Origin of the sequence: Micromonospora sp. CB01531, assembly GCF_001905095.1 — a bacterium.
In the GTDB taxonomy this organism is placed as follows: Bacteria; Actinomycetota; Actinomycetes; order Mycobacteriales; family Micromonosporaceae; genus Micromonospora.
The window spans coordinates 1-23,972 of sequence record NZ_LWLS01000062.1 but is presented as its reverse complement, the minus strand read 5'-3'; the positions used below and the strand labels follow the sequence as shown (position 1 = coordinate 23,972).

At 73.5% G+C, this 23,972-nt stretch carries 27 protein-coding genes, 3 tRNA genes and 1 pseudogene; 10 read left to right on the top strand and 21 right to left on the bottom strand.

Going from position 1 to position 23,972, the window contains the following annotated elements:
* Positions 1-23 precede the first annotated feature (23 nt).
* A complete protein-coding gene (locus tag A6A27_RS13795) occupies positions 24-800 on the top strand; it encodes a class I SAM-dependent methyltransferase (RefSeq protein WP_073835093.1) in 777 nt (258 codons plus the stop codon).
* A gap of 75 nt (positions 801-875) precedes the next feature.
* Here the strand turns inward: A6A27_RS13795 and A6A27_RS13790 are convergent, their stop codons facing one another.
* Entirely contained in the window at positions 876-1,163 is a 288-nt protein-coding gene (locus A6A27_RS13790) for a hypothetical protein (protein ID WP_073834991.1), read from the bottom strand.
* A gap of 165 nt (positions 1,164-1,328) precedes the next feature.
* Here A6A27_RS13790 and A6A27_RS13785 point away from each other — a divergent pair, with 165 nt between their 5' ends.
* Entirely contained in the window at positions 1,329-2,186 is an 858-nt protein-coding gene (locus A6A27_RS13785; RefSeq protein WP_073834990.1) for a 3-hydroxyacyl-CoA dehydrogenase family protein, read from the top strand.
* Positions 2,187-2,253: 67 nt separating this feature from the next.
* A complete protein-coding gene (locus A6A27_RS13780) occupies positions 2,254-2,997 on the top strand; it encodes an enoyl-CoA hydratase/isomerase family protein (protein WP_073834989.1) in 744 nt (247 codons plus the stop codon).
* A gap of 54 nt (positions 2,998-3,051) precedes the next feature.
* On the opposite strand, the gene A6A27_RS13775 is transcribed toward A6A27_RS13780, so the two are convergent.
* Positions 3,052-4,401, bottom strand: a complete 1,350-nt coding sequence (locus tag A6A27_RS13775; RefSeq protein ID WP_073834988.1) for an ABC transporter substrate-binding protein — start codon at positions 4,399-4,401, stop codon at positions 3,052-3,054.
* Positions 4,402-4,567: 166 nt separating this feature from the next.
* Between A6A27_RS13775 and A6A27_RS13770 the strand changes: the two genes are divergently transcribed.
* Together A6A27_RS13770 and A6A27_RS13765 are read left to right on the top strand one after the other, a co-directional pair.
* A complete protein-coding gene (locus A6A27_RS13770) occupies positions 4,568-4,957 on the top strand; it encodes a hypothetical protein (RefSeq protein WP_073834987.1) in 390 nt (129 codons plus the stop codon).
* Between the two features lie 108 nt (positions 4,958-5,065).
* Positions 5,066-5,773 carry a DUF2786 domain-containing protein gene (locus tag A6A27_RS13765; RefSeq protein WP_073834986.1) on the top strand — a complete coding sequence of 236 codons (708 nt, stop codon included), beginning with the start codon at positions 5,066-5,068 and terminating at the stop codon, positions 5,771-5,773.
* A 72-nt stretch (positions 5,774-5,845) separates the two neighbouring features.
* Here A6A27_RS13765 and A6A27_RS13760 read toward each other — a convergent pair whose 3' ends face one another.
* The 9 genes and pseudogenes from A6A27_RS13760 to crtI all read right to left on the bottom strand — a co-directional run bounded on the left by A6A27_RS13760 (position 5,846) and on the right by crtI (position 11,902).
* On the bottom strand, positions 5,846-6,361 hold the full coding sequence (locus A6A27_RS13760; protein ID WP_073834985.1) for an SRPBCC family protein: 516 nt from the start codon (positions 6,359-6,361) through the stop codon (positions 5,846-5,848).
* Positions 6,362-6,551: 190 nt separating this feature from the next.
* A pseudogene (locus tag A6A27_RS13755) lies at positions 6,552-7,288 on the bottom strand (VOC family protein).
* Between the two features lie 166 nt (positions 7,289-7,454).
* Positions 7,455-7,528, bottom strand: a tRNA-Phe gene (locus tag A6A27_RS13750).
* Positions 7,529-7,600: 72 nt separating this feature from the next.
* A tRNA-Asp gene (locus tag A6A27_RS13745) sits at positions 7,601-7,677 on the bottom strand.
* 33 nt (positions 7,678-7,710) lie between these two features.
* Positions 7,711-7,783: transfer RNA gene (locus A6A27_RS13740), tRNA-Glu, on the bottom strand.
* A gap of 143 nt (positions 7,784-7,926) precedes the next feature.
* Positions 7,927-8,715, bottom strand: coding sequence for a polysaccharide deacetylase family protein (locus A6A27_RS13735; protein ID WP_073834984.1), 789 nt, complete (start codon positions 8,713-8,715; stop codon positions 7,927-7,929).
* A gap of 74 nt (positions 8,716-8,789) precedes the next feature.
* The gene (locus A6A27_RS13730; RefSeq protein WP_073834983.1) at positions 8,790-9,788 is read right to left on the bottom strand and encodes a MerR family transcriptional regulator; all 999 of its coding nucleotides are present in this window, start codon (positions 9,786-9,788) and stop codon (positions 8,790-8,792) included.
* A complete protein-coding gene (idi, locus tag A6A27_RS13725; RefSeq protein ID WP_073834982.1) occupies positions 9,778-10,380 on the bottom strand; it encodes an isopentenyl-diphosphate Delta-isomerase in 603 nt (200 codons plus the stop codon). The genes A6A27_RS13730 and idi overlap by 11 nt, the downstream gene beginning before the upstream one ends.
* Positions 10,381-10,420: 40 nt before the next feature.
* On the bottom strand, positions 10,421-11,902 hold the full coding sequence (gene crtI, locus A6A27_RS13720) for a phytoene desaturase family protein (protein ID WP_073834981.1): 1,482 nt from the start codon (positions 11,900-11,902) through the stop codon (positions 10,421-10,423).
* Between the two features lie 117 nt (positions 11,903-12,019).
* Here crtI and A6A27_RS13715 point away from each other — a divergent pair, with 117 nt between their 5' ends.
* Positions 12,020-12,946, top strand: coding sequence for a phytoene/squalene synthase family protein (locus A6A27_RS13715; protein ID WP_073834980.1), 927 nt, complete (start codon positions 12,020-12,022; stop codon positions 12,944-12,946).
* A 10-nt stretch (positions 12,947-12,956) separates the two neighbouring features.
* Here A6A27_RS13715 and A6A27_RS13710 read toward each other — a convergent pair whose 3' ends face one another.
* The gene (locus tag A6A27_RS13710) at positions 12,957-14,060 is read right to left on the bottom strand and encodes a serine hydrolase domain-containing protein (protein WP_073834979.1); all 1,104 of its coding nucleotides are present in this window, start codon (positions 14,058-14,060) and stop codon (positions 12,957-12,959) included.
* A 91-nt stretch (positions 14,061-14,151) separates the two neighbouring features.
* Between A6A27_RS13710 and A6A27_RS13705 the strand changes: the two genes are divergently transcribed.
* A complete protein-coding gene (locus tag A6A27_RS13705; RefSeq protein ID WP_073834978.1) occupies positions 14,152-15,636 on the top strand; it encodes a dihydrolipoyl dehydrogenase family protein in 1,485 nt (494 codons plus the stop codon).
* 6 nt (positions 15,637-15,642) lie between these two features.
* On the opposite strand, the gene A6A27_RS13700 is transcribed toward A6A27_RS13705, so the two are convergent.
* The 6 genes from A6A27_RS13700 to A6A27_RS47435 all read right to left on the bottom strand — a co-directional run bounded on the left by A6A27_RS13700 (position 15,643) and on the right by A6A27_RS47435 (position 20,064).
* Positions 15,643-16,407 carry a crotonase/enoyl-CoA hydratase family protein gene (locus A6A27_RS13700; RefSeq protein WP_073834977.1) on the bottom strand — a complete coding sequence of 255 codons (765 nt, stop codon included), beginning with the start codon at positions 16,405-16,407 and terminating at the stop codon, positions 15,643-15,645.
* Between the two features lie 119 nt (positions 16,408-16,526).
* Positions 16,527-16,994: a hypothetical protein gene (locus tag A6A27_RS13695; RefSeq protein WP_073834976.1), complete on the bottom strand. Its 468-nt coding sequence runs from the start codon at positions 16,992-16,994 to the stop codon at positions 16,527-16,529.
* Between the two features lie 841 nt (positions 16,995-17,835).
* Positions 17,836-18,039, bottom strand: coding sequence for a hypothetical protein (locus tag A6A27_RS43125; RefSeq protein WP_143193990.1), 204 nt, complete (start codon positions 18,037-18,039; stop codon positions 17,836-17,838).
* 4 nt (positions 18,040-18,043) lie between these two features.
* Complete coding sequence (locus A6A27_RS44990; protein WP_198940297.1) at positions 18,044-18,358, bottom strand: hypothetical protein; 315 nt, start codon at positions 18,356-18,358, stop codon at positions 18,044-18,046.
* 440 nt (positions 18,359-18,798) lie between these two features.
* The gene (locus A6A27_RS13680; protein ID WP_073834973.1) at positions 18,799-19,650 is read right to left on the bottom strand and encodes a replication-relaxation family protein; all 852 of its coding nucleotides are present in this window, start codon (positions 19,648-19,650) and stop codon (positions 18,799-18,801) included.
* Positions 19,651-19,854: 204 nt separating this feature from the next.
* Positions 19,855-20,064, bottom strand: a complete 210-nt coding sequence (locus A6A27_RS47435; protein ID WP_198940296.1) for a hypothetical protein — start codon at positions 20,062-20,064, stop codon at positions 19,855-19,857.
* Positions 20,065-20,070: 6 nt separating this feature from the next.
* Here A6A27_RS47435 and A6A27_RS47430 point away from each other — a divergent pair, with 6 nt between their 5' ends.
* The gene (locus A6A27_RS47430) at positions 20,071-20,295 is read left to right on the top strand and encodes a hypothetical protein (protein WP_198940295.1); all 225 of its coding nucleotides are present in this window, start codon (positions 20,071-20,073) and stop codon (positions 20,293-20,295) included.
* 68 nt (positions 20,296-20,363) lie between these two features.
* On the opposite strand, the gene A6A27_RS13670 is transcribed toward A6A27_RS47430, so the two are convergent.
* The gene (locus A6A27_RS13670) at positions 20,364-20,855 is read right to left on the bottom strand and encodes a hypothetical protein (RefSeq protein ID WP_073834972.1); all 492 of its coding nucleotides are present in this window, start codon (positions 20,853-20,855) and stop codon (positions 20,364-20,366) included.
* Positions 20,856-20,874: 19 nt separating this feature from the next.
* Here A6A27_RS13670 and A6A27_RS13665 point away from each other — a divergent pair, with 19 nt between their 5' ends.
* Complete coding sequence (locus A6A27_RS13665) at positions 20,875-21,237, top strand: hypothetical protein (protein WP_241825253.1); 363 nt, start codon at positions 20,875-20,877, stop codon at positions 21,235-21,237.
* 58 nt (positions 21,238-21,295) lie between these two features.
* Here A6A27_RS13665 and A6A27_RS13660 read toward each other — a convergent pair whose 3' ends face one another.
* On the bottom strand, positions 21,296-22,195 hold the full coding sequence (locus A6A27_RS13660; protein ID WP_073834971.1) for an EamA family transporter: 900 nt from the start codon (positions 22,193-22,195) through the stop codon (positions 21,296-21,298).
* Between the two features lie 137 nt (positions 22,196-22,332).
* Here A6A27_RS13660 and A6A27_RS13655 point away from each other — a divergent pair, with 137 nt between their 5' ends.
* Positions 22,333-23,184 carry a Rieske 2Fe-2S domain-containing protein gene (locus A6A27_RS13655; protein WP_073835091.1) on the top strand — a complete coding sequence of 284 codons (852 nt, stop codon included), beginning with the start codon at positions 22,333-22,335 and terminating at the stop codon, positions 23,182-23,184.
* Positions 23,185-23,197: 13 nt separating this feature from the next.
* Here the strand turns inward: A6A27_RS13655 and A6A27_RS13650 are convergent.
* A partial coding sequence (locus A6A27_RS13650; RefSeq protein ID WP_143193989.1) for a LysM peptidoglycan-binding domain-containing protein occupies positions 23,198-23,972 on the bottom strand: 775 nt, incomplete at its 5' end.

The window sequence follows — 23,972 nt, the reverse complement described above, 5'->3', positions numbered from 1 at the left end:
CGAGCCCGGATAGCGTGATCGCCGTGACCGGAGAACCCACGATCGGCGACGTGTTCGGCGAGATGATCCGCGACGCGTACGCGGTCGCCACCGGGGTCGGACCCCGGCCACTTGTCGGCGGGCGGCTGCCCCGACCGGTCATCGAGATCATCGAGCGGGACGACGGCCTGGTCAACGGCGCTCCCGCCGGGCACTACCTGGACCCGCCAGAGGCGTGGCAGCCGTACGACCACCGGGCCGTGGAGCGGGTGCGCGGGCACGCGCTGGACGTGGGCGTCGGTGGCGGCCGGATCGCTCTGCACCTGCAGCAGAGCGGGGTCCCGGTCACCGGGCTGGACACCTCGGCCGGGGCGTTGCGGGTCTGCCGCCACCGGGGCGTACGCGACCTGGTGCACGGCACGATCGACGAGCACGTCGCCGACGGCCGCCGGTATGACACATTCCTGCTGCTCGGCAACAACCTCGGGCTGATCGAGGGACGGGAGCGGGCACCCGGGTTCCTGGCCGCGCTCGCCGCACTGGCCCGGCCCGGCGCCCAGGTCATCGCGCATGGCACCGACCCGTACGGCACCACCGACCCGGTGCACACGAGCTACCACGAGCGCAACCGGCGGCGGGGCCGGTTCGGCGGCCAGCTCCGGCTGCGGCTGCGCTACCGGCTGCTCGGCACCGAGTGGTTCGACTATCTGGTGTGCTCGGTGGACGAGCTGGCCGAGCTGGTCCACGGCTCGCCGTGGCGACTGGTCGACGTGGACGACCGGGACCACCCGTACTATCTGGCCACGCTGAAGCTGGCCTGAGCGCGGGCCCGAGGTCGGGAAGGGCCCCTGCGTCGCCGCCGCCGACGGCGTTGACCAGGGACCCTTCCGTCTCGCTCACACCTGGACGGTCGGGGAGTGCTGCTCTGGCGGGAGGCCACCGTCGCCGTCGACCACCTCGTCCGGGGTGCCGTCCTCGTCGATGTCGACCATGGTGATGTCCACCTCACCGTCACCGTCGGTGTCGAACTGGAACAGGTCGGCCTTCCCGTCGCCGTCGGTGTCCACCACCCACACGTTGGTCCGGCCGTCGTTGTTGGTGTCCGCGCGGAGCAGGTCCACCCGCTCGTCGCCGCGGGTCTCCACGGTCTCCGGGTTCTCCGCGCTCTCCGGTGCCTGGCTCATGTCGGTCCTTCCGTGTCGGCTTCGACGGCCGTCGTACCCGATCCGGCGCGCCCCCACGCACACCGCCCGGGCCGGCCCTGCATAGGGTCGCACCCAGGAACGAGCGGAGCATGCGGGCCGGCGCGGCGGAGACCCACGCGCCGCCGCCCGCGGCGAGGGGACGTCATGAGTGGTCGTTTTGTGGTCGTCGGGGCCGGCACCATGGGCCTCGGCATCGCGTACGTGGCGGCCGGCGCCGGCTACGCGGTGGAGCTGGTCGAGGTGGATCCGCCCCGCGGGGCGGCCGCCGTGCAGCGCCTCGGCGAGCTGTGGGAGCGCGGGGTGCAGCGCGGCAAGCTGACCGCCGAGGAGGCGACGGCGAACCGGGCGCGGGTCAGCCTGCGCGCCGGGTTGGCCGAGGTCGCCGAGGGGCCCGACGTGATCGTCGAGGCGGTCCCGGAGCGGCTCGACCTCAAACGGTCGGTGCTGCGGGAGGCCGAGGCGCGGCGTCCCGCCCTGCTCGGCAGCAACACGTCCAGCATCCCGATCGCCGACCTGGCCGACGGGCTGGACCGGCCGGCGGACTTCGTCGGGTTGCACTTCTTCAACCCGGTCTGGGCGATGGCGCTGCTGGAGATCGTGGTCGGCCCGGCCACCACGCCGACAACCACCGAGGCGGCCGTCGCGCTCGCCGGGCGGCTGGGCAAGGACCCCGTCGTCGTACGCGACATGCCCGGCTTCGCCACCTCCCGGCTTGGGGTCACCCTCGGGCTGGAAGCGATCCGGATGGTCGCCGACGGGGTGGCCAGCCCCGCCGACATCGACAAGGCGATGGTGCTCGGCTACCGGCACCCGGTCGGCCCGCTGGAGCTGACTGACCTGGTCGGGCTGGACGTCCGCCTCGACATCGCCCGCACCCTCCAGGCCGCGTACGGGGATCGGTTCGCGCCGCCGCCGCTGCTGGTCGAGATGGTGGCCGCCGGGAAGCTGGGCAAGAAGTCCGGCCAGGGCTTCTACACGTGGGAAGGCGGGGCGAAGCAGTGAGCGAGCGAACCATCAAGCTCAGCGCCATGAAGCCTCACGCCGACGCCGACCGTACGGAGGCGCAGGCATGAGCGGGCTGCGGATCGAGGAGCTACTGGACCGGCTGGTGGTGACGCTGGACCGGCCGGAGAAGCGCAACGCCATCGACGCCGACCTGATCGCCGAGTTGCACGCGGTCTGCGCCGAGCTGGAGGCGCGGCCCCGGCTGCTGCTGCTCACCGGCGGGGCGGAGGGCATCTTCGCCGGCGGGGCGGACATCGGCCAACTCCGCGACCGCGGCCGGCTGGACGCCCTGGCCGCCATCAACCAGGCCGCCTTCGCCCGGATCCGGGCGCTCCCGATGCCGACCGTGGCGGCCGTGGACGGCCCCGCGCTGGGTGGGGGCGCCGAGCTGGCGTACGCCTGCGACCTGCGGGTGTGCACGGCACGCGCGGTGTTCGGCCAGCCCGAGGTGCGGTTGGGCATCCTGGCCGGCGCCGGCGCGACCTACCGCCTACCGGCGCTGGTCGGGGAGGCCCGGGCCAAGGAGCTGCTCTTCACCGGCCGCCGGGTGGACGCCGACGAGGCCCTGCAGATCGGGCTGGTCAACCGGGTGGTGGCCGAGCCGGCGGAGCTGCTGCCCACGGCGCACGGCCTGCTCGACGAGATCGCGAAGGGTTCGGCGCTGGCGCTGCGGCTGACCAAGCTGGCCGTGGACGCCCCGCCCGCCGCCCACCCGCAGCTCGACCTGCTCAGCCAGGCGGTGCTCTTCGAGGACGAGGAGAAGCACCGGCGGATGACCGAGTTCCTGGAGCGGCGCCGGTCCCGCTGACCGGTCCGGACACGCGACGAGGGCCGCACCGGTAGGTGCGGCCCTCGTCGTCGCTCAGTGCTGGATCTGCACCCCGGCGTCGGCCAGCGCGGTGATCACCTTCAGCGACTCGCCGAAGCCGATGATCAGCACGGCGTCCGCCCCGTAGTCCTTTATCTCCCTGGCCCCGGCGGAGAAGTCCACCGGCGGCGCGTCCGCGCCCGCCGGCGGCGGGTACGTGAGCAGCTTGACCCGGTCACCGCCCAGGCCGGCCCGCTCCAGCTCGGCGCGGACGTTCTCCTGCAGGCCCTCGCCGTAGGAGTCCTTGCGGGCCACGATGGCGACCTTGTGCGGGCCGTCCCGCATGATCACGTCGGCCAGGGCCCGGCCCTGCAGGATGTCGGACGGGGCGGTGCGGAAGTAGAGCCCCCGGTCGTCGATCGTGGTCAGCCCGGCGTCGGTGTTCGACGGGGAGAAGAGCACCCGGCCGGCGGCGACCACGTCGGGCAGCACGGCCCGGGAGATCCCGGACGCGGCCGCACCGATGATGACCTGGACGCCCTGCTGCACGTGCGACGCCACGGTCGCCTTCGCCACCTCGGGGTTGGTGCCGTCGTCGCCGTCGATCCAGACCACCGGCGTGCCGAGCACGCCCTCGGCGGCGTTGATGTCCTTGACGGCGAGCGCCGCACCGGCGGCCAGCGGCGGGTACGCCAGGGCCAGGTCACCGGTCTTCGGCAGCAGGCCGCCGAGGACCAGCGGGCCGTCCCCCTTGCTCGACTTGCCGCCGCGCTGCTTCTTCCCCGGCGGCGGGGCCTTGGTGCTCGCCCCCGACTCGTCGCCGGCGCCGACGAACTCGGTCTTGCCGTCGTTGATCTGCTCGTGGTCGAAGTGCAGCGTGGCGTAGCTGGCGGTGGCCGGCTCGCCGGCGTCGGTGAACCCGGCCCGGGTCAGCGATACCCCGCGGTACTCGATGTCCTGGCCGGTTCGGGCGAGCCGCAGACAGGTCGCCGGATCCTCGCAGCGCTGGCCGCCGTTGGTCACCCCGGTGATCTGTTTGGCGATCTCCTCCGGGTGGGTGGTGCCGGCGAGCTGGGCGGCCAGCGCGCTGATCACGACCGCGTCGTACGACTCGGCGGAGTAGAGGTAGTCGGTCAGCTTCGGGTCTACGGTCCGTAGTCGTTCCTTGAAGCCTTCCGGCAGTTGAGTGAGCGGAATTGTGCCCTTCATGCCGTTCAGAAGGCTCGCCCGGTCCTTCAGTTCGGCCGCGTACGAGTTCTGCATGTTGCCGTCGGTGCCGTAGAGGCGCACCTGGGTGGTGGTGTTCGCCTCCTCGGGCTGGTCGCTCCCGCAGGCGCTGGTGGCGAGCAGGAGCGCCGCGCAGGCCACGGAAATGGCCGCGCGCGACGCGCGTGATACGAGCATTGTCGTCCTTCCTCCGGCGAAGGTCCGCTGCGCACATTAGCGTGCCGGGGCAGCCCGCGGGACCGTGGAGGTGGCTCCGTCGGCAGCCCGACTGCGGATATCACGGACCGTGATTGCTGGGCCGTTTCGGGGTCACGGCTTGACCGTCGGTCCTACTGTTCGGCAGGTGACCGACGAAGCACAGCAGACGCTGGACGACGCGACCGCGGTGCTCCGCTCGGCGCTGGCCGGTGACGGCGACGCGGTGGTGGGCACCTTCGATGCCGTGGTGGACCGCTCCGGGCTGGCCGGGGCGTACGGGGTGGCGTGGTGCCTGGCGGCCACGATGGTCGGGGACGACGCTCCGGCGGGCGGTTGCGCGCTCGACTTCCCCGGGATCGACCAGGCCGACTACGACACCCGCTGGGTGGCCCGCTTCGTCAGCGCGTACGCCAACGACGACGCCGAGACCGGGGAGGCGCTCTTCGGCGCCGCGGTCGCCGACGGGCTGCTGCCGGACTGCCTGCTCACCCTGGCCGGGTCGACGGTCGCCACGCTGCACAGCCGGGCGGGCTGACCGCCGGGTCCACGGCTCAGGGCCGGCGCTGCGGGTCGGCCGGGCACGGCCAGCGCGCCGGGCCCGGCGCATCCCGACCGGTCCCGTCGCTGTGGTAGCACTGGCGGCATGTCCGAGGCGATGCTGAGCAAGGTGCGCAAGCTGCTAGCCCAGGCCGAGGATCCGGCCTGCACGCCGGCCGAGGCGGCGGCGTTCATGGCCAAGGCGACCGAACTGATCGCCCGCTACGGCGTGGACCGGGCGCTGCTTGCCGCCCGGGAACCGGCCACCGACCCGGTTGGCGACCGGGTGGTCGAGGTCGTCGCCCCGTACGCCCGGGACAAGGCCGGCCTGCTCGCGGCGGTCGCCGACCCGCTGCGCTGCCGCTGCGTACGACGACGGCAGGGCAGCGGCTTCGCGATGCACCTGTTCGGCTTCGCCAGCGACCTGGAACGGGTCGAGCTGCTCTTCACCTCGCTGCTGGTGCAGGCCGCGCACGGGTTGGCCGGTGCCGCCGTACCGGCCGGGGAGCATCCGGCCGCGTTCCGACGTACCTGGCTGGCCGGGTTCGCCCAGGTGGTGGCGGAGCGGCTGTGCGCGGCCGAAGCCGACGCGGTGGCCGAGTCCGGTGCGCCCTCGGCGGCGCTGGTGCTGGCCGACCGCTCCGATCGGGTCCAGCGCCGGCTCGCCGAGGTCTACCCCCGGCTGCGTACCGCGCCGGCCCGCCGGCTGGCCGGCACCGGGTTCGGCTCGGGTGCGGCGGCGGGTCGCCGGGTCGACCTGGGCGGCACCGGCGTGGCCGGCCGGGGCACCGCGACCCGGGGCATCGCGCGGTGAGCCCGGACCGGCGGGGGTGCACCGGTCCTGGTCGGACTTTCGGCGGCGAGCCCGGACCGTCGGGCGCTCCGGTCAGGCCGCAGTGCGGGCGACCGTGGCCAGGTAGCGGCAGAGCAGTTCGTGCCAGCCGGCGGTGAGCGCCTTGCGGTAACCCTCGGCGGCCGCACCGTGCCGGTCGAAGTAGCGGTGCTCGACGTCGACCCGGGTCAGCTCCGGCCCTTCCGGCTGGAAGAGCACCTCGACCTCGCTCGCCCGCGCCGGGTCCGGCACCGCCACCCGGTCCGGCCCGATCTGCCAGGTGAAGACCAGCCGGCGGGGTGGATCCCAGGTCAGCACCCGGCCCCAGTCGCTGCGGAAGCCGTAGGGGCCGATCTCGTAGAGCATGCCGCCGGCCCGGGGCTCCATCCCCAGTTCGGCCAAGGCCTCCGGCCCGGACCAGGTGTATTCGCGTACCCACCAGTCGGCCAGCGACCCGGTGAAGACCGCGAACGCCCGTTCGGCAGAGGCTGGGGCGAAAAGGCTGCTGTGGAGATTGAACCGGTCGAATTCCTGACGAACCTCATCCGGATCGGCCATCTCCTGTCCCATAAGCCCGGACCATACCGGCTGATGCCTCGCTGTGCAGCTGCACGGTGCGCCCGCTTCCCGACACTGGGAGCGAGATTTCCCGAAAGGGAACTGTCAGGCCCACCATTTCGGATACCACCTCAGAACCAGTTCCGCAGACTTAGGCGGCTTGGATTCCGGCTCCCGCCATGCGGCAACGCCGGCTCTTGGGTCAGCCTGGGGCGAGGAGACAGAACTCGTTGCCTTCCGGGTCGGCGAGGACCGTCCACGGGACATCGTGGCCCAGGTCGATGGCGGTGGCGCCGAGCGTTCGCAGTCTGACCGCCTCGGCCTCCAGGTCGTCACCCGGGTATGGGCGGACGTCGAGATGGACGCGGTTCCACACGGTCTTCACGTCCGGTGTGCGGAGGAACTGCAGATATGGGCCGACGCCCTTGGCGGAGCGCAGTACCACGTGGTGGTCGGTCACCTCGTGCAGGGTCCAGTCCCTGGCCTTGCCCCACAAGCGGACCATGGCTCGCGGATCCGCGCAGTCGACCACTACCGCGGCGATCGTTCCGGTGTCTCGATAGAGCGGTCGGGGGTCCAGCACGCAGAACTCGTTGCCCTCTGGGTCGGCCATGACCGTCCATGGGGCACGTCGCCCTGGCCTACGTCGGCGGGTGTTGCGCCGAGATCCTTCAGGCGCGTGACCACCTCCGCCTGATGGGCCGCCGAGGTGGTGGCGAGGTCGACGTGCACGCGGTTCTTCACCGTCTTGGGTTCCGGGGAGGCGATGAGGTCGACGCAGACGGCGACGGGGTCGGGGTAGGCGAAGCCCTCGGGTTCGAGGTTGGTCACGCCGGGTCCCTCGCTGGAGACTCCCCAGCCGAGCGCCTCCGCCCAGAAACCGCCCAGCGCGGAGCCGCCCCGAGCCTTTATGTTGACTTGAACAAGCCGTGTTGCCATCCCGACGATGCAAAGGCTTGTCGCTGCGACCACCGCAGTGGGACACATTCGCCTCGCTCCCGGCCGGCGAGGGTCAGACCGGACAAGCGGGATTCCGGGGTGCAACGCAGAGCGCCGACCGGCGTTTCCGCTGGTCGGCGCTCAGGTAGCCCGGCGAAAGGCTATGTGGCCAGGGGCGGGGTCGAACCGCCGACCTTCCGATTTTCAGTCGGACGCTCGTACCAACTGAGCTACCTGGCCGTACCGCTCGGCTCATGCTACCGCATGGGGCCGATACGCAGAACGCCGCGCAGATGAGCGCGGCGTCAGCGCTGGCGGTCCTGACGGGACTTGAACCCGCGACCTCCGCCTTGACAGGGCGGCGAGCACTCCAACTGCTCCACAGGACCTGGCTGGTGTTGCATCCGGCCTGAGCCGGACAGTGCCCCCAACGGGATTCGAACCCGTGCTACCGCCTTGAAAGGGCGGCGTCCTGGGCCGCTAGACGATGAGGGCGGCCCCGCCATCATTGCACACTCGCAACTTCAAGCGGACTTGCTCCCATCCGGCCCCGCCGGAGGCATGAGAAGCATATGCCATGCCCCGGCGGTCGGCCAAACCGGTATGCCCCTGGCCGTGACGACGGGCGGAAGCACAGGTCAGCGGGGTGGGGCGAGACCGTACCGGCGCTTGAGGTCGGGGATCAGCTGCCGGCAGGCCGCCAGGGTCTGGCGCCGGTCGCCGCCTCCGTCATGCATTAGCACGATCGAGCCAGGGCGCGCCGACGCCGCCACCCGCTTGATGATCGTCTTGGTGGGCGGGTGGTCCCAGTCCTGCGGGTCGACGGTCCAGTGCAGCGGGTGCATGCCGAGCTGGCGGGCGACCGTCACCTCCTCCGGCGTCCACCGGCCGCCGGGCTGGCGGAACCAGCTGATCTTGGCGTCCGGCACGGCGGCCCGGATGGCTTGGTTGGTGCGCACCAGGTCCGCCCGGATCTGCGCGACCGGCCGCCGGCCGAGGTTCAGGTCGTGCCGCCAGCTGTGGTTGCAGAGCTGGTGGCCCTCCCGGACGATCCGTGCCACCAGCGCCGGGTGGCGGCGGGCCTGCGTGCCGATCAGGCAGAAGGTCGCCGTGACGTGGGCCGCCCGCAACTGGTCCAGGATCTGCGGCGTCCACCGGGGGTCAGGCCCGTCGTCGAAGGTCAGTGCGACCTCCCGGGTGCCGCTGCGGCGCTGCAGCCCGGCGGGCAGGGTCTTAGGCAGCGGACGCAGCTTCGGCTTCGGCGGGGTGGTGCGCTTGGGCTCCGGGGTGGGGCTCGGCTCCGGCGTTGGGGTGGCCGAGGCCGTCGGCGGGCTGCCCGCCTGGGCGGGGGGCTTGCCGGGCTTGCCGCAGCCGGTCACCAGCAGGACCAGGCCGAGGGTGAGCGCCAGCACGGCGCGTGAACGCATCGTCGCTCCCGAAGAGGGGTCGGGGTATGACTTACCGACGGTAGTGGACGTCGGGCCGAATCGGGAGGGGGGCGTCAGCCATCCGTCGGCTGCTCCAGCGAGTCCCGTACGGCCACCGCCAGTGAGACCGCCTCGGTCAGGTCCACCGGCCGCACCACGCCGGCCGGCAGCGTGTCGGCCTGCCACCCCGGCCCGGCGGCGAGCACCATCAGCGGCCGGCGAGGGGCGGCGAGCAGCGCGGAGAGCTGGTGCGGACCGGCGGTGGCCCGGGTGTGCGACCAGAGCGCTACGGCGGCCGGCCCGGTCCGGTCAACGGCCTCGAGCAGGGCCGCCACCGGCACCCGTGCCCCCAGCATCCGGTAGCCCACTCCCGTCTCGGCGAGCGCGGCGCCCAACGCCTCGAGCGGCAGCGTGTGCTGTTCCTCGTCGGCGCAGGAGAGCAGGATCGGGGGTGGGCCGGCGGTCGGGTGCGAGCGGGCCGCCGCGGCGAGCGCCTCGGAGATGCACCGGGACATCAGGTGTTCCACCTCGATCAGCGCGGCAGTGGCGGCGTGCCGTTCGCCGATCCCGGCAAGCACCGGTCGGAGCAGCCCGTCCCAGGTCGCCACCACGCCGTCGGTGGCGACGGCGTGCGCGATCGTCTCGCCGATCGCCATCGAGTCCAGCCGCATGGCGGCGCGGGCCAGTCCGCGGGCGACCGGACCAGCCCGGCCGACCGGGATGGTCGTCCCGCCGCCGTCCCGGGCGGCCCGTGGGGCGATGGCCCCGGGTCGCCGCGCGGCGTCAGACCCGCCGGGCTGGCGTTGTCGCTGGAGCCGCGCGCCGAGGTCGGGCGGGACCACCGCGGGCGCCTGCCGGGCCCAGCGGGCCGCCTCGGCCGGGGCCACCCCCTCGACGGTGAGCCGGCGCATGATCTCCAGGCGGGCGAGGTCCGCCGGCGTGTAGCGCCGGTGGTGTCCCGGTAGGTGCTCGCTGGGACCGAGGCCGTAGCGCTGGTGCCAGGTGCGCAGGGTGGTGACCGCGACCCCCAGGCGGCGGGCGACCGGCCCCGCGCTCAGCGCCTCATCGGCCACCCGGCCGCTCCGGTGCCTGATCGGCCGGCGCCGGACGGGCCGGGTCGGCGACGGGACCCGCCGGCCGCAGCAGCCGGCTCACCACCCCGCCCAGCCACGGCGAGTACGCGCGGGGGTCGACGTCGAGGTCTGCCGTCAGCTCGCCCGGGTCGACCCAGCGCAGGCTGGCCACCTCTTCGGGGTCGGGTCGGGTGGGCAGATCGGCGGGCACCTCGGCGCGCAGCACGTGGTCGTACTCGAACTCGACGCGGCCGGTGGCCGGGTCCTCGGCGTAGTAGACGTAGACCCCGATCTCGGTGAGGTCGACCGGGTCGACACCCAGTTCCTCGGCCAGCCGCCGGTTGGCGGCCTCGGCCAGCGGCTGGCCGGGTAGCGGGTGGCCGCAGCAGGAGTTGGCCCAGCGCAGCGGGAACCGCGTCTTCACGGCGGCCCGCTGCTGGAGCAGGATCCGCCCGTCCGGGTCGACCAGCAGCACCGAGAACGCCCGGTGCAGCCGACCGGGCGGCTGGTGGGCGGCGGCCACGGTGGTCTCGCCGAGCGCGTGCCCGGCGTCGTCGACCAACTCGACCAGGTGTTCTTCGCGGGACGTCACTGGACCGGCCTTTCGTTTGGGGCCGCGTCGCGCCACGCGCTCACCGACCGGCTCCGGTGATGCGCGCGGCGGCGAGCTTGCCGCTGATCAGGACCATGGGCACTCCCACCCCGGGCTGCGTGCCGGAGCCGACGAAGACCACGTTGCCGAGCGTCCGGTGCAGGTTGGTCGGGCGGAACGGCCCGGTCTGGAAGAGGTTGTGCGCGGCGGCGAACGGGGTGCCGGCGGCCATGCCCTGCTCCGCCCATTCGGCCGGGGTGATGGTGTGCAGCACTTCGATCCCGGCCCCGAAGCCGACGTAGCCCCGCTGCTCCAGGGTCTCGACGAGCTGGTCGGCATACCGGTGGGTCAGGTCGCCGCGCCAGTCGAGGGGCGCCCGGTCGAGGTTCGGCACCGGGGCGAGCACGTAGTAGGTGTGCCGCCCGGCCGGGGCTACCGACGGGTCGGTCCGGCTCGGGTTCGTCACCAGCAGCGACGGGTCGGTCATCAGCTCGCCTCGCCGGATCACCTCGTCGAACGTGCCCTTCCAGGATCGTCCGAAGTGGATGTTGTGGTGGGCGATCTTCGCATAGCCCTGCCTCGAACCGACGTGCAGCACCACGCAGGAGGGCGAGTAGGTGAGCTGCCGCTGCCGGCCGGCGGGCAGCAGGTCCCGGTAGGCGACCGGCAGGTCGGGGTTGAGCACCACGACGTCCGCGGGGACGAACTCGCCGTCGGTGGTCACCACCCCGGTGGCCCGGCCGCCGGCGGTCTCCACCCGGCTCACCGTGGTCGCGTACCGGATCTTCACGCCGTGCTTCTCCGCCGCGCCGGCCATCGCCCGGGAGACCGCGTGGATGCCGCCGCGCGGGAAGGACACCCCGGCCACCGAGTCGAGGTACGCGATGACCGCGTAGATGGCCAGCGCGTCGTGTGGCGCGAGGCCGGCGTACATCGCCTGGAAGGAGAATATCCGCTGGGTACGCGGGTCGCGGAAGAACTGGTTGATCTTCGTCTGGAGTCGGCGGAACGCCCCGTTGGCCAGCAGCTTCACCAGGTTGACGGTGAGCAGGTCGGTAGGCGCGTCCAGATTGCGTTCGATGAAGTCGGCCCGCTCCCACTGCCACAGGTTCCGGGCGTAGTCGACGAACCGCAGGTAGCCGTCGGCCTCGCGGGGGCCGCAGACCCGGGCGATCTCGGCGGCCATCCGGGTGGTGTCGGTGATCACGTCGAGCGTCGACCCGTCCGGGTAGTACGCCCGGTACGCCGGGTCCAGCGGGGTCAGGTCGAGCCAGTCGGTCAGCTCCTCGCCGACCGCGCCGAGTGCCTCGGCGATCAGGTCCGGCATGGTGAGCACGGTCGGGCCGGTGTCGAACTCGTACCCGTCGACGGCGTGCCGCCCGGCGCGTCCGCCCGGTACCGCCTCGCGTTCCAGGACGGTCACCTCCCGGCCGTGTCCGGCCAGGTGCAGCGCGCAGGCCAGCCCGCCCAGGCCGGCGCCGACGACCACCACCCGGTCGGTCCGTCCGGTCACGCTCCGCATGTGTCCACTTCCCTCACCGCTGCGTCGGTCTCGCCGCCACTGCGTCGTTGGCCATGTCGGGGAGCGTACCTTAGGCTACGAGTTGCGTCGATTGATGCGTCGATATGAGGGGGGCCGGTGGACGTTGATCTCGCCGCGGCCTACGACCGTTGTCGTGAGCTGCACCGACGTCACGGTCGGACCTACTATCTCGCCACCCGTCTGCTGCCCGCTTGGAAACGGCGGCACGTGCACGCCCTCTACGGATTCACCCGGTACGCCGACGAGATCGTCGACTCGACCGAGGACCTGACGCCGGCCGAGCGCGCCGCCCGGCTCGCCGCCTGGTCGGACCGCTTCGCCGCCGGGCTGCGCGGGGAGCCGGTCGACGACCCGCTGCTCCCCGCCGTGCTGCACACCATCGCCGTCTTCGAGCTGGACCCCGCCGACTTCGCGTCGTTCCTGCACAGCATGGCGATGGACCTGACGGTCACGGGGTACCCGACCTATGCCGACCTGCTCGACTACATGGAGGGCTCGGCCGCCGTCATCGGCACCATGATGCTGCCGATCCTGGGCAGCTCCGACCCGGCCGCCGCCCGGGAACCGGCCCGCCAGCTCGGCCTGGCGTTCCAGCTCACCAACTTCATCCGGGACGTCGCGGAGGACCTGGACCGGGGCCGGACCTACCTCCCCGACGCGCACCTGGCGATGTTCGACGTCACCCGCGCCGACCTGCTCGCCGCCCGGGCGGTCGGGCACAGCACGCCGCAGATCCGCGAGCTGATCAAGTACGCGGTGACCCGCGCCCAGGCCCACTACGCGGCGGCCGCGCCGGGCATCCCCCTGCTCACCGCCGCCTCGCAGGCCTGCATGCGCACCGCGTACGAGCTCTACGGCGGAATCCTCGACGAGGTGGCCGCCCAGGGCTACGACGTCTTCGCGCGGCGGGCCCGGGTACCCGTGCCGCGGCGGCTGGCGGTGGCCGCGCGGGCGCTGCTCACCCCGGCCGGCACGCTGGTGGCCGTCCCCGGGCCGGCGATCCAGCCGGCGCTGGCCGGGTGAAAAGGGCCCGTCACAGGCAGGAGTGCAGGGCCTCGACCAGCTCTTCCACCCGGTCGTGCTCGGCGAGGCGGGACGTCGCGTACGCGAACGTGTAGCCCCGTTCCGGGTCGGCCCAGGCGCTGCTCCCGCCGATCCCGCCCATGCCCCAGCTCCCGTCCGGCTCCCACTGCATGCCCAAGGTCCAGTACGCCCGCCGGTCCAGCACTAGGTCCGGGCCGTCGTACTGCACCCGGGTCGCCTCGGTGACCAGCTCCGGGCTGAACAGGCGTACCCCGTCGAGGGTGCCGCCGGCGAGCAGGCCCGCGTAGAGGCGGGCCAGGCCGGACGCGGTGGCGTGCAGGTTCACCGCCGGGACCTCGGCGGACCGCCACAGTGGGTGGTTCACCACCGCCAGGTCGAGGCCGCCGGCCGGGTTGCCGATCGCCCGGGCCCGCAGCGACCCGGGCTCGCCCAGCATGCGGGTCGGCCAGCCCGGATCGGCGTACGACAGGTCGGCGCAGCGCCGCTGGTCGGCCGGGCTCAGGCCGAAGCCCAGGTCGAGGCGCCACGGTCCGGCGATCTCCTCGGCCAGGAACCGGCCCAGCGACCGCCCGTCCACCCGGCGCACCAACTCGCCCACCAGGTGCCCGTACGTCCAGGCGTGCTCGCCCGCGACGGTGCCCGGCGTCCATTCCGGCTCGGCGGCGGCCAGGTCGGCGCAGAGCAGCGACCAGTCGGCGACCGCCCCGGCCGGCCGGGGCACCGGAAACGCCGGCAGCCCGGCGGTGTGGCTGAGCACCTGGCGCACAATCGCCGGGGTGCGAAACTCCGGCCAGTACGCCGACACCGGCCGGTCCAGCTCGACCCGGCCCCGGTCGACCAGCATGAGCAGGCAGAGCGCGGCCACCGGCTTGCCGACCGAGTAGACGTTGACCAGCGTGTCCGGCCGCCACCGGTTATCGGCGGCAGCGTGGCCGGCGGTGGCCGGGCCGGACGGAACGCCCGCGCGGTGCCCGCCCGTCAGGTCGACCACCGGCTGCCCGTCGTACCAGATGGTCAGGCCGGCGCCCGTCTCCCGCCCGGTGGCGAGCAGGTCGTGGAAGCACTCCCGGACCGGGGCGAAGCGCGCGTGCATCCGGCCACGGTAGGCCGTCCATGTCGGAACGGGCGTGCGAATTCCGCCCGCTGCGGTGGCTCACCGCCCACGCGTACGGGATGCTGGCGGGATGGCGGAGCCGGAACTGGTGGACGTGGTCGTGGTCGGGCTCGGGGTCGGCGGCGAGGAGGTGGCCGGGCGGCTCGCCGAGGCCGGCCTCACCGTTGTCGGGATCGAGCGGGATCTGGTCGGCGGCGAGTGCCCGTACTGGGGCTGCATCCCCAGCAAGATGATGATCCGGGCGGCCAACGCGCTGGCCGAGGCGCACCGGGTCAACGAGCTGGCCGGCTCGGCGCAGGTCCGGCCGGACTGGGCGCCGGTCGCCAAGCGCATTCGCGAGGAGGCCACCGACACCTGGGACGACAGGGTGGCGGTCGAACGCTTCACCGGCAAGGGCGGCCGGTTCGTCCGGGGCAGCGGCCGGCTCGACGGCCCCAACCAGGTACGCGTCGGCGACCAGGTCTTCGAGGCCCGGTACGGGATCGTGCTGGGCACCGGCACCCGCCCCTCGATCCCGCCGATCGACGGCCTGGCCGACACCCCGTACTGGACGAACCACCAGGCGATCGAGGTCGAGGAACTGCCGGCGTCGCTGCTGGTGCTCGGCGGCGGCGCGATCGGGCTGGAACTGGCCCAGGTCTTCGCGCGGTTCGGCGTCCAGGTGACCGTGATCGAGGCGGCCGACCAGGTGCTCGCCATCGAGGAGCCGGAGGCGTCCGAGGTGGCCGCCCGGGCGCTGCGCGCCGACGGCGTACGGATCGAGACCGGGGTGCGGGCGGGGCGGGTCAGCCACGACGGCACCACCTTCACCGTGCACGCGGACGGCACCGAGTTCACCGGCGAGCAGTTGCTGGTGGTGACCGGCCGGAGGGCGCACCTGGAGGAGTTGGGCCTGGACACCGTCGGCGTGGACGCCGCCCAGCGCTACCTGCCGGTCAACGAGCGGATGCACGTCACCGAGGGCATCTGGGCGGTCGGCGACCTCGCCGGCGAGGGTGCGTTCACGCACATCGCCATGTACCAGGCGGCCATCGTGGTGGCCGACGTGCTCGACCACATGCGGCATGCCAACGGCGGCCCGGACGCGAGCGGCACCGCCAGCGTGGTCGGCGGCGCCGCCGGGGCGGCCAGCGCGGTCGGCGGGGCGATGAGCGCCGGCGGGCCGACCGCCGCGCCGGGCAGCGTTCCGCGCGCCGACTACCGCGCGCTGCCCCGGGTCACCTTCACCGACCCGGAGGTGGGCGCGGTCGGCCTCACCGAGCGGCAGGCCCGCGAGCGCGGCATCAACGTCCAGATCGGGTACGCCGACCTGACCGCCTCGGCCCGGGGCTGGATCCACAAGGCCGGCAACGCGGGCTTCATCAAGCTGATCGCCGACGCCGACCAGGGCGTGCTGGTCGGCGCCACCTCGGTCGGCCCGGCCGGGGGCGAGGTGCTGTCCGCGCTGGTGGTGGCGGTGCACGCGGCGGTCCCGGTCAGCCACCTCCGGCACATGATCTACGCGTACCCGACGTTCCACCGCGCCATCGAGGACGCGCTGCGGTCGTTGAAGTAGGCCGGCTCAGTCGGCCGGTGCGCCGTGGCGGCCGGCGCCCTCGGTGAACCGGGCGGCGCCCTTCATCGCGTCGGTGATCAGCGACTCCATGCCGAAGGCCAGCTCGGTGGCCATCGCCTCCGGCTCGGGCAGGCCGGCGTTGGCGAGCAGCGCCGCCCGGTCGTTGCGCAGGCAGGTCTGTGGGTGCCGGGCGATCTCGGCGGCCAGCCGCTCGGCCGCCGCCCGGGCCTCGCCCGGCGCGACCAGCCGGTTCACCAGACCCATCGCGTACGCCTCGTCGGCGGGGACCGGGCGGCCGGTGAGGATCAGGTCCATGGCCCGGCTCTCCCCGATCAGCCGGGGCAGCCGCACCGTCCCGCCGTCGATCAGGGGTACGCCCCAGCGCCGGCAGAACACCCCGAGCGTCGCGTCCGACTCGGCGATCCGCAGGTCGCACCAGAGCGCCAGCTCCAGGCCGCCGGCCACGGCGTACCCGGAGATCGCGGCGAGCACCGGCTTGGACAGGCGCATCCGGGTCGGGCCCATCGGGCCGTCGCCCTCCGGCTCGACCCGGTTGCCGCGGGGCGTACCGATGGCCTTGAGGTCGGCGCCCGAGCAGAAGGTGCCGCCCGCGCCCCAGAGCACGGCGACCGCCGCGTTGGGATCGGCCTCGAACGCACGGAAGGCGTCCGCCAGGGCCCGGGCGGTCGGGCCGTCGACGGCGTTGCGGGCCTCCGGCCGGTCCAGGATCACCGTGGTCACCGGCCCGGCGTGCTCGACGCGTACTCCCATCGGGTCAGCATGCCGTCGGCGGCGGCCGGCGCGCCAGAGATCGCGTGTCGCGGGCGGCGGGGTGCGGCCGCCAGAGTCGGTGCGATGTGGGCCGGTCTAGCGCGGCGAGTGTGGTTCGGTCAGCGCGTGCTTTGGAGCTGATGGAGTAAACGAATCGGGCCGGCGCGAGAAGGTGCCCGAAGGCCGACTCCACATCTTGGAAAGCTTCCGTCCGCCGCGAACGGCAAGTCGTTGGCCGCGTCCGACTGGCGAGGCCGGAGCGAGGTCGGCCGGACGTGGTGACGACGGGCGGCCGTGGCGGTGGCCGAGGTGGTCCGCCCGTCGCCCGCCTGGGTGGTGTCCACCGTGGCCGCGGCCTGCGGCAGGGCGGTCTCTGACGCATGGCCGTCCGCCCGGATGTTCGTGGCCGTGGCCGAGGCGGCGTCCGTGGCCGTCGGACAGCCGGTCGCCAGGAGGGCCCCGGTCGCCATGAGCATCAGGCCGTCCACGGTCAGTGGCCCGACCGCGACGGTGACCGCGTCCTCGCTGCAATGGCCGAGGAGGCCGGACAGGTGTCGGTGGGAGACGAGGGCGGCCGCGGCGGCCACCGGGAGGAGGCCACCGAATCGGAGGGCGGCCCATCGGGCCGGGTGGCCATGCGGTTCGGGTCAGGATCTCCACGGCCACGAACAGAGCCACCGGCCAGAAGACAGATCCGGCCACGGCCCCGGCCTGCGGGCGAGCAGTCGGTCGGGGCGTCTTCGGGCCCGGACGTAGGAGTGGGCCGACGTTCGCCGCAATGGACACGGCCCCGCCGAGGACTGCCCCGGCGTACGCCCAGTTACGGCCGGCGATTCGGACAGTGGCCATCGGGCGGGTCTCCTTCGCGTCGCGCGGGAGGGTGGCGTTGTCGTGGCTAGCGGCGCGGATGATCGGGCCCGGCCTCCTCGGCGGGCCTGTCGACCAGGTGGCGAGCGACGGCGAAGGGGGCGGGCATGACCGCGGGCCTGCCGAGGAGGGCGGCGGTGATGGCGTCGGCGGCGGTCATCGGTCAGCGGCCAGGGCCTCGGACCGACACGGGCCACAGTTGCCAGCCGCGGGCACTGCGCGGCAGCGGGGTGAGGGGGAGGGCTGCGCCGCGAAGCGGGCGCGGGCCCTGTTGGTTATTGATGGTTAAGGACGGTTCGGCGGAAGCAGGCTTCCGGCCGTTCGGTACCACACTTCCGGCCGTCTGGTATTGCACTTCCGCCCGGTCCGGGACCGGCCGGAAGCCGGCTTCCGGCCGGTTATCCACAGGCTCCGGGGCCCCGGTCGGGCGGCCCGGCTGCTGCTCGGCCAGTGGTTCCAGGGCTGCCGGGAGTGGGCGTCGGCGTTGCATCGCGAGATCCCAGACGACCGGGCGACGGTCGGCGGGAAGGAGGATTGCGTGACGCTGGTCGCCTCGGCGGATCAGGCCGAGGCGGGCCAGTTCGGCGAGGTCATTGCGGACCGCGCGGATCGACTTGCGGCGTAGAACGCCAGGCGCTCCTGCGACGGGAAGGCGCCGCGCCCGTCGGCGTGTGCGTGGTTGGCGAGGCCGATCAGGACGGCGAGACAAGACGGCGGAACGTCCGGGGCGTCGCTGAGAGCCCAGGACACGGCCTCAATACTCACCAGGTCACCGCCAGGCGCGGGACGTCGACCAGGCGCAGCGCGGCAATGCCCTGAAGTTCGGCGTGGGCGACCTTGAAGGTGTCTTCAGCGCCGCGGCGATAAACCGCAACAGCGGCGGCCTCGACGGCGGCCAGGTCGTCGGCGACCCGGGCGAGGAGGTGGTCAGTGTCCAGGGCCAGGAGCGAAGCCGAAAGTAGCGCCAGGCCCGCGAGGTGCTGTGGCGCGCGTCGGTCGGGTGACCGATGCCGCTCTCGGAAACGATCACGTCGAGCGTTGCACCGTCGTCGCCGTGGTCGGCCCGGGCGCCCTTGATGGCCATGACCCTGCGGTCACCGACGTGTCGCCTGCACAACGGTGACCGTCGGACTCTTCTCGTTGTCGTCGTCTCGGTCGGTCTCGTGCTCCGGGTCGCCGCCGTCGACGTTGCCGGACTTGTCGGCCAGCTTCCGGACGTGGGCCGGGGTGCCGTTGGCGAGCAGGAGGTCGTTGACATCGGTGGGGCCGTGGTGGTGCCACCAGATCGCGGCGTCTAACGCTGGGAAGCTGCCGTGACAGGCGCGAGGCGTGGGTCACGAGCCGACCTGGGAGGTGGGCTTTGGGTGATCCCGCTGGCGCGGGGGCATCCACAGGGGAACAGACGGGCGGCGGTGCGAGCAAAGAAAGAAATCTTCACCGTACCTTCGTGACCTGACACCACCGCTCCTGTCAGGAATCGCGACCATGCTTGTGACCTGGGCTGACAGGATTCGTCAGGGCCTGTCAGAGCACGAATATGCCGTCGTCGTAGTTCGGGTTGTCCGCCACAGGCTGGCCGTGGTCGCTGGGCAACTCGGCGAGCCGGATACGGCAGGTGGCGCCGCCGGGGAGCCAGACCGCTGCGGCGGGGTCGGTGGCGTGGGTGGCGGTCGCGAATCGGGCATCGCCGCGCCCGCCGCGCAGGAGCCGGTGAAGGTGTTCCTCGCGTTGCTCGCTGCCGAGCCAGAACAGCACCGGGTAGCGGGGTCCGCCGCGCCGGATTAGCTGCGCGTACCGGTCGAGCTTGGCCACCACCCGGCCCAGGGGTTCGGTGCCGGTGTCGGTCTCCAACCAGAAGCCTGCGGTGGTGTCGGCGACGCTCCACAGGCCGTGTCCGTCGGCGGTGATGGTGCGGAACTGTTTGGTGGTCGTCGCCTCGGACCACCACCGGTCCAGCCGCGTTTCGCCGTGGTGGCGGGTGTGTGCGGTGAGTCGGACGAAGAATTCGTTGGCGGTGAGCAGGTGTGTCAGGTGCGGGTTGGCCGACAGCCGCTGCATCCTCTGGCGGCTCGCCCGGATAGTGGGTTCGGGCCGCTGCTGGGCGGCGGCTTGGAAGCGGTGGCCGTGGTGGCCGAGGGTCCAGTGCCATGGTTGGCTGCCGCCGCCGTCGCGGGGGAACCGGAACTGGTCCAGCAGGCCCAGGGCGGCCAGTTCGCCGAGCCGGATCTGGCAGGTGCGGCGGGCGTGGAACAGGATGCGGTGGATTTGGTCGGTGGTGAGGACCTGGTGGTCGTCGAGGAGTTGGAGCAGCAGGCGGTCGCGGGTGGTGATGTGGGGGTAGATGGCCAGCAGGCCAGCAGAGCGCGGTGGCGGCATAGGTGTGTTCACCCCTGGAGAGAGAATCCCGTAGGGAGTCTGGCTGAGTTGATCTTGCTTCCGATTCTGTTATCGGGCGGGTTTGGGCAGGTCAGGTGCCTGACAGGCCGGGTGGAGGGGACTCGTGTGGGGCCTCGTGTCGCGGACACCCCCGAACGAGCCCCCCATGCCGCACCCGGCCGAGCCCCCGAACGAGCGAGCGGGTCAGCGGTCGGGTGAGTTCATGCGCCGCTTCATCGCCGTGCGGGCGAGCTGCTGCAGCGGCGGCTCGCCGTCGGTGCGGCGGTGGGCGGTGGCGCATTCCTGCCGGATCGCGGTCGCCTCACCCACGACCGGCGCCGGCGGATTGGTCACGAACGTGAACGCGGGTAGTTCCCGGTTGCCGACCAGCAAACGGGCGGCAGCGGTGTACACGTCAAGATGGGCGACGTCGTGCTCGTCCAGCTCGGGTTTCGTGTGCCGGAACAGCTCCCGGGCGTCGGCCGAGTCGACGGTGAAGAGTCGACGGTGAAGAACAGTTTCGACCGCGCGTTGGCCGACACCGCCGCGGCGACGTCCCTGGGCAACCCGGGGCGCGGCGCGGTGGTCGAGTCCGGCGCCGCTACGCCGGCGTCCGCCCGGTCCGGCTGCCCGCCAGCCTGGTGAGCCTGGTGCCGGCCGGCAGCCCGCTCGATCCGGCCGCCGCCCGCACGGTCGCCGCCCCCGCCTGACGATCAGGTCGACGGGCCGGCGCCGGTGTCGGGCGAGGTGCCGCCCCGGCGGTGGCCCGCCCACAGCGCCAGCTCGGCGTAGGGCAGCAGGAAGGTGAACCCCAGCCCGACGGGGCTGTCGAACGGCCAGTGCTGCCGCCGGTCCGCCGGCCCCAACAACACGCACGCGACCACCACGGCCCAGACCACCGGCATCGCGAACAGCCCTGGTGCGGGCAGCCGCAGGATCCTCGCGGCCAGTGGGCCGACGACGGCCATCAGGACCGGCACGGACAGGATGGCGAGGATCACGGGCCCGAGGTCGGGCAGGCACGGCGCATCCTCGGTGCAGGATGCCGGCTCCCGCTCGGCGAGCTTGGCGAGAGCCAGGGCTGCCGCCACCGCGACACCGAGCGTCAACAGTCCGACCAGCAGCCCGGCCGCAACCAGGCGGAGGGCCTTTCGCGGGCGGACAAGGCGAGCCGGAGCGGCCGGGGCAACCGGGCCGTCAGACATCCCGGCAGCATAGGGGCAAATGGATCAGCCGGCGGGGCGGCGCAGGACGCTGACCGCGAAGTCGGCGTCCTCCTGCCACCGGCGCAGGTCCCATGTGGCGGGCCGGCGGATGGCGGCGGAACGGCGGGACCAGATGAGCCGGCCGTCCCGCCCGCACCTACCGATGCGTCCGCTGTGGCGGTGCCGGCGATGCGGCGCGGAGTGGCTCTGCCAGCCGGCCCGGCTCGCCCTGCTGGTCGAGTACCGGGCCGACCGGACGGCGCTGCTGGTCTACCTGAGCACGTTGATGGCCGAGGCGGGCGCGCAGCTGGCGCAGCTCAACGGGCATGCCGCGTCGGAGGACCTGACCGGGCGCTTCCTCTCCTGGGCCCGGGCTCGGTGACCGGCTCGAGGACGCGGCCCGCCCGGTGGGCGGCGCGAGCCGCGTGGCCGGTGAGCGCTCAGCTGCGGCGGGCCAGGGTGGCGCCGAGGGCGGCCCCCACCACGCAGGCCACGCCGAGCAGTTGCGGCCAGGCCAGCAGCTCGCCGAGCAGCAGCGCGCCCACCAGCGCCGCCACCGCCGGCTCCAGGCTGAGCAGCACCGCGAAGACCCGTGCCGGCATCCGGCGCAGCGCGGCCAGCTCCGCCGAGTACGGCAGCACCGACGACAGCAGCGCCACCCCCAGCCCGAGCGCCACGATGCGGGGGTCGAGCAGTTCCGCGCCGCCGGACGCCACCCCGAACGGGAGTACGCAGAGCGCAGCGACCGCCATGCCCAACGCCAGCCCCCGGCTGCCCGGCACGTGCCCGCTCATCGCCTTGCCGAGCAGCACGTACCCGGCCCAGCCGACCGCGATCAGCGCGCAGAGCAGCAGGCCGAGCGGGTCGACCCCGATCCCGCCGAGCCCGGCCAGGAACAGGACGCCCGCCCCGGCCAGCAGCGCCCAGAGCACGTCGACCACCCGGCGACTGCCCAGCAGCGACACCAGCAGCGGGCCGGCGAAGCCGACCGTGACCGCCACCCCGAGCGGCACCCGCTGCAGGGCGGCGTAGAAGGCGAGGTTCATGGCGGCCATCGCCACCCCGAACGCCCCGACCAGGCCGGCCGCCCGCCAGCCGGGCCACCGCGCCGGGCGAGTGACGACCAGCAGGACCAAGGCGCCGAGGCCGAGCCGCAGCGTGGTAGTGCCCCCGGTGCTGGTGGCGGCGAAGAGTTGCTTGGCCACCGCCGCGCCGACCTGGGTGGAGACCATCCCGAGCAGCATCAGCAGCGGCGGGGGTACGGCCTCGGGGCGGCTCAGCGCCGCGACCAGCCGGGCCGCTGGCAAAGACGACGGGGTGCGGGAGGCGTGCGCGTACACCTGGACCACGATGGCGGCCGGCGGCGCGGAAGGCGACGGAATTACCGCCGCGAGGCCGCTCCGCGAGTTGACACCCGATGGGGTGATTCGGGGTTGCCGCCCGGTTTGGGAGCTTGGCTGCCGGGAAGTTGGACCGGGTGCGCGGACTATTGATGAAACTCGAACAGAACTCCCGCCTCGACGGGATCGGTGGCCGGCTTCAGCGGGCTGTCCAGGGCACGCTGCGCGGCCAGCGGATCCGGGACTTCCTGCACGGTGTCTGGCTGGGGCACCCGCTGCACCCGGCGATGGTGCAGGTGCCCGTCGGCGCCTGGATGAGCGCCGCGGTGCTGGACCTGATGCCCGGGCAGCGCCGGGCTGCGACCACTCTGATCGGGGTCGGCACGGTGAGTGCCATACCGGCGGCCGTCGCCGGGCTCAACGACTGGGCGGCCCTCTCCCGCGACCAGCGCCGGGTCGGTCTGGTGCACGCCGCCGCCAACAGCGTCGCGCTGGCCTGCTACGTCGGCTCGCTGGTCGCCCGGCGGAACGGCCGGCACGGAATGGGCCGGGCGCTGGCGTACGCGGGGCTGTCGGCGGCGAGCGGTGGGGCGTACCTGGGTGGGCACCTCGCCTACAAGCAGGGGGCGCAGGTCAGCCAGAGCATCTCGGAGATGCACCTGATGAGCGAGGGCTGGCATCCGCTGGGTGACCTGTCCAGCGTGCCGCAGCGGCAGCTCGTCACCCGGGAGATCGACGAGGTGTCGGTGATCCTCTACCGGCATGGCGACGACGTCACCGTGATGCTGGAGCGCTGTCCGCACCAGAGCGGCCCGCTCGGCGAGGGCAAGGTGGAGCAGGTGGACGGCCACGACTGCGTGGTGTGCCCGTGGCACGGCAGCACGTTCCGGCTCAACGGTGGCGAGGTGGTGCACGGGCCGGCCGCCAACGACCAGGTCATCCTGCCGACCCGGGTGGTCAACGGCCGGCTCGAGGCCCGCCTGCCCTGACCCGGGCCGCGGGTCAGTCCCTCCGATGCCGGCCGATGGCCAGCGCCCGGCCGGCGGCCCGGGCGGCCTCCGGCCGTCTCCGCAGGCCGAGCACCGCCCCGATCTGCGCGCCGACGATGCTCGCCACCGCCAGCACCGCCGAGATCGCCAGCGGCCGGTTGATGCCCTCCTCGGCGGTGGCCGGGGCGGCCCCCGCCGCCATCGCCGGCGGCTGGCCCGTCGGTTCCGCCACCGTGGGCCCCGCCCCGGGCCGCCCTGGCGACGGCTTCGCCTTCGGCGCCTGCCCGGTCGCCCCGGCACCGCCCGCGTTCGACGTCACGCCCGCTCCGTTCAGGGGCGTCGTCGGCGATCCGGGCGCCGCCGGTCCGTCCGGAGCGGCGGCCGGCGTACCCGGGCCGGGGGTCGGCCGGGCCGGGGTGACCACCTCTCCGGTGGCGTGCCGGCGGGCTCCCTCGTCCACCGCCCCGCCGGGCAGTTTCAGCAGTTGGCCGGGGCGGATCCGGTCCGGGTCGGCGAGCCGGTTCAGCCGGGCCACCTCCCGGTAGCGCTCGAAGTCGTCCAGGTACCGCTCGGCCACCGTGCCCAGGTAGTCGCCCTTCGCCACCTGGTAGACGGTGGGCGCGCCGGCGTCGGACGCCGGCGGGGCGGCGAGCGTGGGACCGGCCACCTGTTCCGGCGAAGCGGCGCGCCTCAGCGTGGCCTGTTCCGGTGGCGCGGCGGCGGCCGGCGGCGCGGCGGCGGCCGGCGGCGCGGCGGCGAGCGGCGGCGCGGCCACGACCGGGGGTGCG

Excerpts from the sequence above, each read along its gene's own strand:
- A6A27_RS13790 (WP_073834991.1), bottom strand. The coding sequence starts at position 1,163 with ATGAGCCAGGCACCGGAGAGCGCGGAGAACCCGGAGACCGTGGAGACC.
- A6A27_RS13785 (WP_073834990.1), top strand. The coding sequence starts at position 1,329 with ATGAGTGGTCGTTTTGTGGTCGTCGGGGCCGGCACCATGGGCCTCGGC.
- A6A27_RS13780 (WP_073834989.1), top strand. The coding sequence starts at position 2,254 with ATGAGCGGGCTGCGGATCGAGGAGCTACTGGACCGGCTGGTGGTGACG.
- A6A27_RS13775 (WP_073834988.1), bottom strand. The coding sequence starts at position 4,401 with ATGCTCGTATCACGCGCGTCGCGCGCGGCCATTTCCGTGGCCTGCGCG.
- A6A27_RS13765 (WP_073834986.1), top strand. The coding sequence starts at position 5,066 with ATGTCCGAGGCGATGCTGAGCAAGGTGCGCAAGCTGCTAGCCCAGGCC.
- A6A27_RS13760 (WP_073834985.1), bottom strand. The coding sequence starts at position 6,361 with ATGGGACAGGAGATGGCCGATCCGGATGAGGTTCGTCAGGAATTCGAC.
- A6A27_RS13735 (WP_073834984.1), bottom strand. The coding sequence starts at position 8,715 with ATGCGTTCACGCGCCGTGCTGGCGCTCACCCTCGGCCTGGTCCTGCTG.
- crtI (WP_073834981.1), bottom strand. The coding sequence starts at position 11,902 with ATGCGGAGCGTGACCGGACGGACCGACCGGGTGGTGGTCGTCGGCGCC.
- A6A27_RS13710 (WP_073834979.1), bottom strand. The coding sequence starts at position 14,060 with ATGCACGCGCGCTTCGCCCCGGTCCGGGAGTGCTTCCACGACCTGCTC.
- A6A27_RS13705 (WP_073834978.1), top strand. The coding sequence starts at position 14,152 with ATGGCGGAGCCGGAACTGGTGGACGTGGTCGTGGTCGGGCTCGGGGTC.
- A6A27_RS13700 (WP_073834977.1), bottom strand. The coding sequence starts at position 16,407 with ATGGGAGTACGCGTCGAGCACGCCGGGCCGGTGACCACGGTGATCCTG.
- A6A27_RS44990 (WP_198940297.1), bottom strand. The coding sequence starts at position 18,358 with ATGGCCATCAAGGGCGCCCGGGCCGACCACGGCGACGACGGTGCAACG.
- A6A27_RS13680 (WP_073834973.1), bottom strand. The coding sequence starts at position 19,650 with ATGCCGCCACCGCGCTCTGCTGGCCTGCTGGCCATCTACCCCCACATC.
- A6A27_RS47430 (WP_198940295.1), top strand. The coding sequence starts at position 20,071 with ATGGGCGACGTCGTGCTCGTCCAGCTCGGGTTTCGTGTGCCGGAACAG.
- A6A27_RS13670 (WP_073834972.1), bottom strand. The coding sequence starts at position 20,855 with ATGTCTGACGGCCCGGTTGCCCCGGCCGCTCCGGCTCGCCTTGTCCGC.
- A6A27_RS13665 (WP_241825253.1), top strand. The coding sequence starts at position 20,875 with ATGGATCAGCCGGCGGGGCGGCGCAGGACGCTGACCGCGAAGTCGGCG.